Below are 12,264 nucleotides of genomic sequence, written 5' to 3' on the forward strand. Positions count from 1 at the left end.
GGAATAGCAGGGGAATCCCCGGCGGATCAAGAGGAGTCCCGGGGATCTCCCCTTCAGGGAGGAGGTTGACCAGCCATAGATTTCTGGCCATGACGACCACTGCCGCCACGGCCGCCAACCCTGTCCTGCGTGTCGCACCCGCCGCCCCGGCCCAAGCCGCCGCCCACTTCCGTGCGAGCCTCGCCTTCCACGCCGACGTGTCCGACGTCGCCGCCGCCCTCGCCGCCGGCGGTGACCCCGGGTTCGTCGTCCTTGACTCCCGCTCCACCGAGTCCTGGGACCAGGGCCACATCCCCGGCGCGATACACCTCCCGACCGCACTGATCCCCGAACAGGCCGAGCAGCTCCTCGACAGGTCCGTGCCGGTCGTGACGTACTGCTGGGGCCCCGGCTGCAACGGCGCGACCCGTGCCGCCCTCGCCCTCGCCGAACTCGGCTACCAGGTCAAGGAGATGCTCGGCGGCTTCGAGTACTGGGTGCGCGAGGGCTTCGCGTACGAGACCTGGCAGGGCAGCGAGCGCCGCGACGCCGACCCGCTGACGGCGCCGGTGGATGCGGCGGACTGCGGCTGCTGACGTCGACTCAGTCGTGTACGACCTCGGGCAGCGGGCGCAGGAACCGGCGGTCCGCCGACGCGACCTCGGCCTCGGGGAGGGCCGCGTGCAGCACCACGTCCAGGGCTGCGTCCGCGTCGCAGGCGTAATGCCCGCTGGCCCAGGCGGCGTTGGCCTCGACGACCGCCCACCCGGAGTCGGTCAGCCCGATGTCCACGACGACGGCGCTCGGCAGTCCGGTCGAGGCCAGGTGCTCGGCGAAGGCCAGCACCTCGCCGCGGTGCGGGTCCGCCGCCAGCGGGGCCACGTCGAGGTCGCCGCGGGTCGCGTACCGGCTGCCCGTGCGGACCTCGCCGTCGCGGAGGAACAGGCGGTACTCCACGGTGAACGACACGATGTCGCTCACCAGCACCTGCACATCGTCGTCGACCGCGTCGGGACCCGGCAGTCGGCTCCCGTCGACGTACACGCGCGCGGGGAAGCTCTTGTCGTTGGGCGGCTTCACGAAAGCGGGCCGTCGCAGCCGCCGCGCCTCGGCGAGCGTAGTGAACTCGACGTCCCTGAGGGTGAGTTCGTACGGCAGACGCGCGAGCCAGTCCGGCGGTGCCTCCAGCAGCCCGAGACCCAGTTCCCCGGCCACGGCGTCAGCGAACAGCGGCCCGGCGTACAGCGAGGCTCCGGCGGACTCGCGCGCGTGCTCCGGCACCCGCCAGTCGCGCAGCGTCTCGACGCGCATCGCGCGCCGCCGCGCCGCGTCCGTCAGCGCGTGTCCGGTCGCGGTGACGCGAGGGGAGAGGAAAAGGATCCGCGTACTCATGGGAGACGAGAGTGGCGTACGAGGAGGAGTTGGGCAGAGTGATTTTGTGAGGTGCCTGTGCGTGTAGGTTCTGCGCCATGGTGCGATACGTGGATCCGGGCACGGTGGAGTGGGTGGAGTCGGGCGGCGGCCCCCTCATAGCGGTACCGGAGACGGTCCTGCCGTTCTGGGCGGGGGCCGACGGCGACGAGACGGCCTCCGACTACGACCGGGCCTGCGAGATCGAGGGCTACGTCGGTCTTCTCCCGGTCGGCGACTCCGCGGCCCTGGTCCTCGGCGACGAGCCCGCCTCCACCGCGTATCTGCCCGAGCACGGCACCTTCGTACGGTGGTGTGCCGCCGACTCCGAGGCCGAACTGCTGGCCGGCGTACCGGACGCCCTCGCCACAGCGGTCTGGGACGACGAGGTCCGCTGGAACGTGCCCGGCACCGTGGTGCTGTTCGACCCGGCCTGGCCCGGCAGCGAGACGGAGCGGACCGAGCATGTGCGGGTGGTCCTGAAGCCGGGCGCCTACGCGGTGCGCGCCGCCCAGGTGCAGCCCGGGCCCGAGACCTGGCTGGGGCTCGTCCAGCTGAGACGGCTGCCGACCGGATAATCACGTGCGTCGCGGCCGGACGATCCCCATCATGGTCGTCCATGCCCCGACTCCCGCACCCCGCACCCGAAGACCTGCGCGGTGACCCCCTGCCGCTGCGCGGCCGGACCGCTCTGGTCACCGGGGCCAGCAGACGCGGCGGCATCGGTCACGCCGTGGCCCGGCGGCTCGCCGCGTACGGCGCGAGCGTGTACCTCCACCATCATGTGCCGCACGACGTCGCCATGCCCTGGGGCGCCGACCGGCCCGAGGAGGTCCTCGCCTCCGTACGCGCCGCGCTCGGCGACCCGGACGCCCGGGTCGTCGCCGGCCCCGGCGACCTCACCGATCCGGCCGCGCCCGCCGAGTTGATCGCCACCGCCGCCTCGGCGGTGGGCGGACGGCTCGACATCCTGGTCGCCAACCACGCGTTGAGCGGCTCCGACGGCACCCTCGACACCATCGACGCCGCGATGCTCGACGCGCACTGGGCGGTCGACGCCCGCTCGGTGCTGCTCCTCGTCCAGGCCCACGTCCGGCTCCGGCCGCCCGCTCCCGGTGGCCGCGTCGTGATGATGACCTCCGGCCAGGACATCGCGGGCGGCATGCCCGGCGAGATCGCCTACGCCCTCCAGAAGGGCGCCCTCGCCTCGATCACCCGCTCCCTGTCGACCGCGCTCGCCGAGCAGGGGATCACGGTGAACACCGTCAACCCCGGCCCCGTCGACGCGGACTACCTGACCGGAGCGGACTACGAGGCCGTGGCGGCCGGCTTCCCCGCCGGCCGGTGGGGCATGCCCGACGACCCCGCCCGCCTCATCGCCTGGCTGGCGACGGACGAGGCGGGCTGGATCACCGGTGAGGTCATCAACTCCGAGGGCGGTTTCCGGCGTTGACCCTTCCGACTCCTCGTCAGAGCTGGGACAGCTCGTCCACCAGGTCGTCCAGGCCCAGCGAGCCCTGCGACAGGGCCGCCATGTGCCAGGCCTTGAGGTCGAAGGCGTCGCCGTGCCGCTCGCGCGCCTTCTCGCGGCCCAGCAGCCAGGCCCGCTCGCCGAGCTTGTAGCCGATCGCCTGGCCCGGGATCGTGAGGTAGCGGGTCAGCTCGCTCTCCACGAAGTCCGCCGGACGGCTGCTGTGCGCGCCGAAGAACTCCTGCGCCAGCTCCGGAGTCCAGCGCTCGCCCGGGTGGAAGGGGGAGTCCGCCGGGATCTCCAGCTCCAGGTGCATGCCGACGTCGACGATGACCCGGGCCGCCCGCATCATCTGGGCGTCGAGATAGCCGAGCCGTTGCTCCGGGTCCGTCAGGAAGCCCAGCTCGTCCATCAGCCGCTCCGCGTACAGCGCCCAGCCCTCGGCGTTGGCGCTGACCCCGCCGATGCTGGCCTGGTAGCGGGAGAGGCTCCCGGCGACGTACGTCCACTGCGCGAGCTGGAGGTGATGGCCCGGGACGCCCTCGTGGTACCAGGTCGAGACGAGGTCGTAGACGGGGAAGCGGGTCTGCCCCATCGTCGGCAGCCAGGTGCGGCCGGGGCGCGAGAAGTCCTCCGACGGGGGCGTGTAGTAGGGGGCCGCCGCGCCGCCGGGCGGGGCGATGCACGACTCCACCTTCCGGACCGGCTCGGCGAGTTCGAAGTGCGTGCCGTCCAGCTTCTCGATCGCCTCGTCCATCAGGCCCTGGAGCCACTCGCGGACCTCGTCGACGCCCTCGATGTGCCGGCCGTGCTCGTCGAGGTGCGCCAGCGCCACCCACGGCGTCGCGGCGCCGGGCAGGATCTTCTCGGCCTCCCGCTTCATCTCGGCGAGCAGCCGGTGGTACTCGGACCAGCCGTACGCGTACGCCTCGTCCAGGTCGAGGTCCGTGCCGTTGAAGTAGCGGGACCAGCGGGCGTACCGCTCCCGCCCCACCGTGTTCGGCGCGCCCTCGATCGCCGGCGCGTACACGTCGCGCATCCAGTCCCGCAGCTCGGCGACGGCCGCGGTGGCCGCGCGGGCGGCCTCGTCGAGCTCCGCGCGCAGCGCCTCGGGGCCCGCCGACGCGAAGTCCTCGAACCAGCCGCGGCCGTCGCCGGTGTCCGCCCACTCGGTGAGCTGCTCGACGAAGGTGGCGGTCGGGCGCGGGCTCGCGTACAGCTTGCGCTCCAGGCCCAGTGCGAGGGACTCGCGGTAGCCCGCCAGCGCGGCTGGCACCGCGCGCAGCCGCTCGGCGATCGCGGCCCAGTCCTCGTCGGTCTGGCTCGGCGTGACGGTGAAGACCTCGCGCACCGAATGCGCGGGCATGCCCAGGTTGCCGACGGCACGCAGGCCCTCGTCGGCCCCGTGCACGGCGAGCTCCGCGGTCAGCCGCTCGCGCAGCAGGCGCGCGCACCGGCGCTCGATGTCACTGTCCGCGCCGGGCTGCCGCTCGGCCTCGTCGAGTCGCGCGAGCGTGGCCCGCTGGAGTGCCGCGAGCGCCTCCTGGCCCGCAGGTGAGAGGTCCGGGAGCCGGCTCGAACTCTCCTTCACGCCGAGATACGTACCGGTGACCGGGTCGAGGGCGATGAGATCGTCGACATAGGCGTCGGCGACCTGGCGGGGCAGCGGGCTCTTGGTCTCAGACATGCGGACCATCCTGATAGGGAGGCCGCCGCACGTCACCCGGATTGCGCCGAGGGCGTATCCGGCGGCAGCAGGGGTCCGCAGTCCCACTGCTGGAAGATCAACCGGGTCTCCACGCGGGCCACTTCACGCCGGGACGTGAACCCGTCGAGGACCAGCCGTTGCAGATCGGCCATGTCCGCGACCGCCACATGGACGAGGTAGTCGTCCGGCCCGGTCAGATGGAAGACGGTCCGCGACTCCGGCAGTGCCCGGATCCGGTCCACGAACGGCCCCACCAACTCCCGCCGGTGTGGCCTGACCTGCACGGACAGCAGCGCTTCCAGGCCCCGGCCCAGCTTGGCCGGGTCGATCCGGAGCTGGTGGCCGAGGATCACGCCCGCGCGGCGCAGCCGGGTCACCCGGTCCAGACAGGTCGACGGGGCGACGCCGACCTGGGCGGCGAGGTCGCGATAGGTGGTCCGGGCGTCGTTCTGCAAGAGCCGCAGCAGGTGCAGGTCGACCGGATCCAGTACGACGGTTTCGGCCATTGCCCGAACGTAACACGGAGCGGAGAGGTCCAGCCCCGGCCGATGTTCACCATTCCCGTCATGGACTCAGCGAGAGCACTGGCCACCGAGGCCGTCCACGCCGGCCGCGACGACCTCGCCCGGCAGGGACTGCACGCCCCTCCGATCGACCTGTCGACCACGTACCCCTCGTACGACAGCCGCGGCGAGGCCGCCCGCATCGACGCCTTCGCCACCACGGGCGCCGAACCGGAGGGCCCGCCCGTCTACGGCCGCCTCGGCAACCCGACCGTCGCCCGCTTCGAGACCGCCCTGGCCCGGCTGGAGGACACCGAGGCGGCGGTCGCGTTCGCGAGCGGGATGGCGGCGCTGAGCGCGGTGCTCCTCGCACGCTCGGCGATGGGTCTGCGCCACGTCGTCGCCGTACGCCCCCTGTACGGCTGCAGCGACCACCTGCTGACCGCCGGGCTGCTCGGCTCGGAGGTGACGTGGACCGATCCGGCCGGCATCGCGGAGGCGCTGCGTCCGGACACCGGGCTGGTGATGGTCGAGTCCCCGGCGAATCCCACGCTCGCCGAGGTGGATCTGCGGGCCGTCGCCCACGCCTGCGGGTCCGTCCCGCTGCTCGCCGACAACACCTTCGCCACGCCGGTTCTGCAGCGTCCCGCCGAACAGGGTGCGCGGCTCGTCCTGCACAGCGCCACCAAGTACCTCGGTGGCCACGGGGACGTGATGGCGGGCGTCGTGGCCTGCGACGAGGAGTTCGCCGGGCGGCTGCGGCAGGTGCGGTTCGCCACGGGCGGCGTCCTGCATCCGCTGGCCGGCTATCTCCTCCTGCGGGGCCTCTCCACCCTGCCGGTGCGGGTCCGGGCCGCGTCCGCCAACGCCGCCGAACTCGCCCGCCGCCTCGCCGCCGACCCGCGTGTCAGCGGCGTCCACTATCCGCGCATCGGCGGCGCGATGATCGCGTTCGAGGTCGAGGGCGACCCGCACGAGGTGATCGCGGGCGTCCGCCTGATCACCCCGGCCGTCAGCCTCGGCAGCGTCGACACCCTCATCCAGCACCCCGCGTCCATCAGCCACCGCATCGTGGACGCGGACGACCGGCGTGGCGCCGGCGTGAGCGACCGGCTGCTGCGGCTGTCGGTCGGGCTGGAGGACGTCGAGGACCTGTGGGCGGACCTGGACGGGGCGCTGGGGGAGCGGACGGGGGCGCGCTTGAGGGAGCGTGCGGTGACGGGCGTCTGAGTGTTCGCCGGCGGGGGCTGTTGGGCGCGGCGGGAGCGGTGTCGGTCGGCGGGTGATACGGGACGAAGGCGGTGCTGGAGGGGGGCGGTGCTGTGCTGGGGGCGGGGGCTGGGCTGGGCGGCGGGTGATGGCGGTCGCGGGTCGGTTGCCGGTGGGGAGTGGCGTCGATCAGGGCTGTGCTGGGCGGGGGTGGCGCTGGTCGGCGGGTGGTGCCGGTCAGGGGTGGTGCCGGTCAGGGGTGGTGCCGGTCAGGGGTGGTGCCGGCGCGGAGCGGTGCCGGCCTGCCCGGCACGCGCACCAGTCGCCCGCGCGGATCCGGGACGGCGTACGGCTGATGGCCGGGGACTCGACCATCATCAGCCCGGTGTCCGGACGCAGCGCCTCCGAGATGCCGTCGAGGGGGGTGTTGAGGGAGGGCTGTGCCGAACGGGGTGCGGCGCCGGACAAAGGGCCGTGCCCGGCGGGCGATGCCCGTCGGGAGTGGTGCCGGGCAGGGCGCCATGCCGGGCCCAGGGACGGCAACGGCCCGGCGGATCCCGCCGGGCCGGTCGCCGTGTACGGACCGGATCCGCTACTCCCGGCCGATCCGCTCGCCGTCGAACTCCTCCCGTGCCTGTCGCGAGCCCACCGGCGTCGCGTCCAGGCGGGCCGTGATGACCAGGGTGCCCTCCTCGATCTGGTAGTCGAGGGGGAGGCCGAGGCCGCGCATCGCGGCGACCATGCCGGTGTTGGACGACTGCGTCACGGCGTACACGCTCGCGCAGCCCGTCTCGACCGCCATCGCCACCAGCCGGCCCAGCAGTTCGCTGCCGATGCCGCGCCGCTGCCAGGCGTCCTCGACGAGCAGTGCGACCTCCGTCTCGTCGCCGTCCCACAGCAGATGGCCGAGCCCGACGATGCGTCCCGACGCCGTCTGCACGGCGAGCGTCCGCCCGAAGCGCGGGCTGAGCAGGTGGTTGAGGTAACGGTCCGCGTCACCGACGGGCCCGTGGTACCGCATCCTCAGCGTCCGCGCAGAGCACCGCTCGTGCATCTCCTTCGCGGCCTCCAGATCGCCCGGGGCGGCCCGCCGTACGGTGATGTCGCTGCCCTCGGACAGCGTCAGCACGTCCTGGCTGCGCGGCACCCGCGGACCCAGCCGGGCGTCCAGTTCCACCAGCGCCCGCGCCCGCGCGAACTCGGTCGGCGTGAACGGCAGATACGGCCGCTCCACGGTGATCACTCCACCTTCCGGCGCCCGCAGCCGCATCACGGTGTCCTCCAGAGCGCCCTCCACCGGCACCGCGTCCGGCCCCAGGCCCCCGCCGACCGGCGTGGCGGGCAGCGACCGGATGGTGCACCGGCCCAGCAACTGCCGCAGTGCCAGCGGCAGTTCCGCCGCGTCCAGCGCGGTACGGGTGGCCAGGCCCAGTACCCGGGTCGGCGCGTCCACCAGGTCGTGGGCGTCGGCCCGTTCGATCCAGGTGCCGCTGCCGCCGGCCACCGCCACCGCGCGGGTGATCTCGGCCGCCGCGAGCGCACCGGGTGCCCGCAGCAGGAACTCGTCCACCGTGCCCTCGGCCAGCGGATGCGTCTGCAGGCTCAGGATGTCGACCCGGTGCTCGGCGAGCGCCGTGCACAGCGCGGCCAGCGACCCCGGCTCGTCCTTCACCGTCGTCCGCATCCGCCACAGCGCACTCTCGGCCGGGTGTTCGGACGGCCCGGCCTGCTGTCCCGTGGACGGCGGCCGGGCACCGGTATCGTCCGTCGGCGGTGCGTGACCGTGGCGCCGTGCCCACCATGTGTGGAACCCCGCCGTCCCGACCAGCACACCCGCCGACACCAGCAGCAGCGCCGGTCCGTCGGGCCCGTGCCCGATCAGGTTGGCCACGGCGTCGGCCACCGCCACCGCCGTGAAGAGGGCGGCGAGTTCGACGATGTCCCGCCGCCAGTGGTGCACGGGACGACCGCGTTTCGCACGCGTCACATCAGACATGTCTCGACTCATGCAGCCACTGTGAAGGAAGGGTGTTGCGTGATCACGAACGCTTTGTGACCGGGCGGTAAAGAACCGATCTGCACCTTTTGCTGACTTTTTGCAGTTGTGTTGCGCGGGCCGCCATGAGTGACCGAAGACCCCAGCCGTCCGGGTCCACGTCAGGCGGCCAGCTCCTCCGCCGCCAGTGCGCCGCGCAACCGCCGGGCCTGCGCCACCAGCCGGGACGAGCCGCGCCGGGCCGCGGTCTGCGCCAGGTGCGGCAGTTCACCCCGTGCCCCGACCGCTCGGTGCGCTCCGCGGCAACGCCCAGCAGATCCGCGAGCCCACGCGCCGGCGCGGCCGCGCCACCGGCCGCGAGGTCGGCGAGCAGGACGGGCAGGGTGTGGCGGAGCATTCCCCAGACGGTGGCGTAGGCGCCGGTGGCCGCCGCCGTCCGCGCCGACTCGGCCAGCCGCGACGGCTTCACGGCACCCCGCCGCACCAACTGCCCGAGATCCGCGCCCAGCCGGTCCGCGTCGAGCTGCCGTGCGCCGCCAGCACCAGCAGGGCGTCCACGGCGGCGAGCCGGTCCTCCTCATGCCGGGCGCCGAGCCCGTACGCCACGCACAGGTGCACGGCATCGCCCGCCTCGCCGCCCGACTCGGCGAGGAGGGGCAGTACGGCGGCGGCGCCCCGGGTTTCGTGCGTGCGAGGCCACCACCGAGACGGGGTCCGAGGCCAGCGCCACGAAAATCGGCTCCGACCTGCGGAAACGCCCTGCGGGAGCGGGAGTTCGCACGGCCGCGCACCGGAGGATGACGCCGGTGCGCGGCACGTGTCCCACGTTACGGGAGTTACTGCCCGACCAGCCCCGGCCGCAGCACCTGCGTGAACAGCACGGTGCCGTCCTGCTCGCGCAGCCGCACCGTCAGCTCGCCGCTGCCGCCGTCGATGTCGACCTCGCCGAAGAACTGGTAGCCGCCGGCCGGGGAGACGTTCGCGGTGGCCGGCGCCTTCACGAACACCCGCTCCGGGCCGAAGGTGTTGTCGAGCGTGTTCGCCGGGAACGCGCCCGCGTTCAGCGGTCCGGACACGAACTCCCAGAACGGCTCGAAGTCGGTGAAGGCGGCCCGCGACGGCTGGTAGTGCTGGGCCGAGGTGTAGTGCACGTCGGCCGTCAGCCACACGGTGCCGGTGATCCGCCGGTGCTTGATGTACCGCAGCAGCTCGGCGATCTGCAGCTCCCGGCCCAGCGGCGCGCCCGGATCGCCCTGCGCGACGGCCTCGATGTTGGGCTTCCCGTCCGTGCCGTCCGGCACCACCAGACCGAGCGGCATGTCCGAGGCGATCACCTTCCACACCGCCCTGGAACGGGCCAGCTCCCGCTTGAGCCAGGCCAGCTGCTCGGCGCCCAGGATGCCCTGCGGGTCGGTGGTCTGGTCGTCCGGCGAGTTGGCGTTGCGGTAGGTCCGCATGTCCAGCACGAACACGTCCAGCAGCGGACCGTGGTGGACCACCCGGTGCACCCGGCCGTCGGGGCGGCGCAGGGTCGAGATCGGGAAGTACTCCGAGAACGCCTGCCGGGCGCGCGCCGCGAGGACGTCGATGTTCTTCTCGGTGTAGCGGGAGTCGGCGAGGATCTCGCCGGGGAACCAGTTGTTGGTCACCTCGTGGTCGTCCCACTGGATGATGGCGGGGACCTGGGCGTTGAACCGCTTGAGGTTCTCGTCGAGCAGGTTGTAGCGGAAGTTGCCGCGGAACTCGGCCAGGGTCTCGGCGACCTTGGACTTCTCCTCGGTGGTGACGTTCCGCCAGGTGCTGCCGTCGGGCAGGGTGACGGACGCCGAGAGGGGGCCGTCGGCGTAGATGTTGTCGCCGCTGCAGAGGAAGAAGTCGGGGTCCAGCGCGCCCATCGCGTCGTAGATCCGGTAGCCGCCGCGGTCCGGGTTGATGCCCCAGCCCTGCCCGGCCAGGTCGCCCGACCACAGGAAACGCACCCCGTCGCGCCGGCGGACCGAGGCGGTGCGGAACGTGCCGGTGACCGGCTCGCCGGTGCGGCGCGGGTCGTCGGGGTCGGCGAGCAGCACCCGGTAGTGGATCTGCTCTCCGGGCGGCAGGCCGCGCAGCCGGGTCGTGCCGGTGAAGTCGGTGTCCGCGCCGAGCAGCGGGCCGTGCGATCTGCGCGGGTTGCGGAACGACTCGGTCGCCGACGTCTCCACGATCATCCGGGCCGGGCGGTCGGACCGTATCCACACCAGACCGGAGTCGGAGGTCACGTCTCCCGTCTGTACGCCCCAGCTCGCCTTCGGCCGTCCGGACAGGGCGAAGGCGGGCGCCGAGCCGAGGGCGGTGGGCAGGGTCAGGGCCGCCGAAGCGGCCAGCGAGCCGCGCAGGACGCTGCGGCGACCGGGGAGCGGACGGTGGGACATGGATGCGCCTCCAGGGACGGGATCCGGCCAGTGTGCAGTGCCACACCTACTGGGGCGGCGCAGCGCACACGGAAACCACAAGTGAACAACTGACCGCGGGCACAAGGGAACCGGTGAGCCGGAGGCGCCTGGTCTCGGTCACGCCTCCGTCGCCTCGGCCATCAGCCGTACGCCGTCCCGGATCCGCGCGGGTGACTGGTGCGCGTACCCCACGACCAGCCGTACGGCGCCGTCCTGCCCGGCACGCGCGTGCGTGTACGCCGTCAGGGGGCGCACCGCCACCCCGGCCTCCGCCACGCGCGCCAGGAACCGCTCGAGCGGCCCGTACCGCTCCGGCAGCGCGACGATGACGTGCAGGCCCGCGGCGATCCCGGTCACCTCCGCGCCCGGGAAGTGCTCCGCCAGCGCGGCGACGAGGGCGTCACGGCGCTCGCGGTAGGCGCGCTGGCAGCGGCGCAGCTGACGGTCGTAGTCGCCGCGTTCCACGAACCGGGCGAACAGCGCCTGGTCGAGCGTGGGATGGCCGAGATCCATGGTCCGCTTCCGCTCGACGACCTCGTCGGCCAGCGCCTCCGGTACGAGCAGCCAGCCGAGCCGCAGCCCCGGTGCCAGGGACTTGCTGACCGACCCGGCATAGGCCACATGGTCCGGGTCGAGGCCCTGGAGCGCGCCCACGGGGGCACGGTCGTAGCGGAAGTCGCCGTCGTAGTCGTCCTCCAGGACGAAACCGTCCACGGATCGCGCCCAGTCGAGCAGTGCGGTGCGGCGCCGCGCGGAGTACGCGATCCCGGTGGGGAACTGGTGGGCCGGAGTCACCACCACGGTCCGTACGCCCGACGCCCGCAGCGGCCCCAGGGCGAGCCCCTCGTCGTCCAGGGGCACCGGAATCGTCGTGACGCCGGCCGCGGCGTAAAGGGCGTTGTGCTGGGGGCTGCCGGGGTCCTCGACGCCGACGGTGCGCATCCCGCGCGCGTGCAGCGCGAAACCGAGCAGTGTCGTCGCCTGCGCCACGCCGGAGACGACGACGATCCGCTCCGGGTCCGCGACCACGCCCCGGCGACGCGCGAGGAGCTCGGCCAGCGCCGTACGCAGCCGGGGCAGCCCGCGCGGGTCCGGATAGCCGAGGTCGTGGTGCGGCAGCTCGGCCAGCACTCCGCGCTGTGCCGCGGCCCAGGCGGTGCGCGGGAACAGCGACAGGTCCGGGGTCCCGGCCACGAAGTCGGCCCGCGAGCCCGGAGCGCGCGGCGCGAGGTCACGCGCGCGTGGGCGCGCCTCCCGCACGGCGCCGCCCACCCACGTCCCGGCACCGCGCCCACTGCGCAGATACCCCTCGGCCGTCAGCTGCTCGTACGCCTCCGTGACCAGCCCGCGCGACACACCGAGATCGGCGGCCAGCTCACGGCTGGACGGCAGCCGCGTCCCCGGCGCGAGCCGTCCCGACCGCACCGCCTCGCGCAGTGCCGCCTGCAACGAACGTCCACGCGTGCGTGCCGGTGCGGACGCGGCGGGCAGCAGCAGCTCCCAGGCGGGAGAGGCCGCGTGCCGATCCGGATTGGTCCCCGAAGCCGTCATGAAAG

At 73.4% G+C, this 12,264-nt stretch carries 11 protein-coding genes and 1 pseudogene; 4 read left to right on the forward strand and 8 right to left on the reverse strand.

Annotation, left to right across the window (positions count from 1 at the left end):
* Positions 1–89 precede the first annotated feature (89 nt).
* Positions 90–575, forward strand: coding sequence for a rhodanese-like domain-containing protein (locus AQJ91_RS31720; protein WP_067028373.1), 486 nt, complete (start codon positions 90–92; stop codon positions 573–575).
* A 7-nt stretch (positions 576–582) separates the two neighbouring features.
* Here the strand turns inward: AQJ91_RS31720 and AQJ91_RS31725 are convergent, their stop codons facing one another.
* Entirely contained in the window at positions 583–1,371 is a 789-nt protein-coding gene (locus tag AQJ91_RS31725; protein WP_067028375.1) for an ATP-grasp domain-containing protein, read from the reverse strand.
* 77 nt (positions 1,372–1,448) lie between these two features.
* On the opposite strand from AQJ91_RS31725, the gene AQJ91_RS31730 reads away from it, so the two are divergent.
* Positions 1,449–1,967, forward strand: a complete 519-nt coding sequence (locus AQJ91_RS31730) for an immunity 21 family protein (protein ID WP_067028377.1) — start codon at positions 1,449–1,451, stop codon at positions 1,965–1,967.
* 41 nt (positions 1,968–2,008) lie between these two features.
* The gene (locus AQJ91_RS31735) at positions 2,009–2,842 is read left to right on the forward strand and encodes an SDR family oxidoreductase (RefSeq protein WP_067028378.1); all 834 of its coding nucleotides are present in this window, start codon (positions 2,009–2,011) and stop codon (positions 2,840–2,842) included.
* Between the two features lie 16 nt (positions 2,843–2,858).
* Here AQJ91_RS31735 and AQJ91_RS31740 read toward each other — a convergent pair whose 3' ends face one another.
* Positions 2,859–4,547 (reverse strand): DUF885 domain-containing protein, encoded by a 1,689-nt coding sequence (locus AQJ91_RS31740; RefSeq protein ID WP_067028381.1) that lies wholly within the window; start codon positions 4,545–4,547, stop codon positions 2,859–2,861.
* Positions 4,548–4,579: 32 nt separating this feature from the next.
* On the reverse strand, positions 4,580–5,074 hold the full coding sequence (locus AQJ91_RS31745; RefSeq protein ID WP_067028383.1) for an Lrp/AsnC family transcriptional regulator: 495 nt from the start codon (positions 5,072–5,074) through the stop codon (positions 4,580–4,582).
* A gap of 60 nt (positions 5,075–5,134) precedes the next feature.
* On the opposite strand from AQJ91_RS31745, the gene AQJ91_RS31750 reads away from it, so the two are divergent.
* Entirely contained in the window at positions 5,135–6,301 is a 1,167-nt protein-coding gene (locus AQJ91_RS31750; protein ID WP_407696955.1) for a trans-sulfuration enzyme family protein, read from the forward strand.
* A 216-nt stretch (positions 6,302–6,517) separates the two neighbouring features.
* Here the strand turns inward: AQJ91_RS31750 and AQJ91_RS31755 are convergent, their stop codons facing one another.
* From AQJ91_RS31755 to pdxR, 5 genes and pseudogenes are all read right to left on the reverse strand, one after another.
* Positions 6,518–6,748: a hypothetical protein gene (locus AQJ91_RS31755; RefSeq protein WP_067028387.1), complete on the reverse strand. Its 231-nt coding sequence runs from the start codon at positions 6,746–6,748 to the stop codon at positions 6,518–6,520.
* Positions 6,749–6,872: 124 nt separating this feature from the next.
* Positions 6,873–8,276 carry a GNAT family N-acetyltransferase gene (locus AQJ91_RS31760; RefSeq protein WP_234383132.1) on the reverse strand — a complete coding sequence of 468 codons (1,404 nt, stop codon included), beginning with the start codon at positions 8,274–8,276 and terminating at the stop codon, positions 6,873–6,875.
* Positions 8,277–8,437: 161 nt separating this feature from the next.
* Positions 8,438–8,960, reverse strand: a pseudogene (locus tag AQJ91_RS50350) (DUF6493 family protein); the annotation flags it as partial.
* 152 nt (positions 8,961–9,112) lie between these two features.
* Positions 9,113–10,687, reverse strand: coding sequence for an alkaline phosphatase D family protein (locus AQJ91_RS31765; protein ID WP_067028389.1), 1,575 nt, complete (start codon positions 10,685–10,687; stop codon positions 9,113–9,115).
* A gap of 138 nt (positions 10,688–10,825) precedes the next feature.
* The gene (pdxR, locus tag AQJ91_RS31770; protein WP_067028391.1) at positions 10,826–12,259 is read right to left on the reverse strand and encodes a MocR-like pyridoxine biosynthesis transcription factor PdxR; all 1,434 of its coding nucleotides are present in this window, start codon (positions 12,257–12,259) and stop codon (positions 10,826–10,828) included.
* Between the last annotated feature and the right edge of the window lie 5 nt (positions 12,260–12,264).

This window comes from Streptomyces dysideae, from assembly GCF_001514305.1.
GTDB lineage: Bacteria > Actinomycetota > Actinomycetes > Streptomycetales > Streptomycetaceae > Streptomyces > Streptomyces dysideae.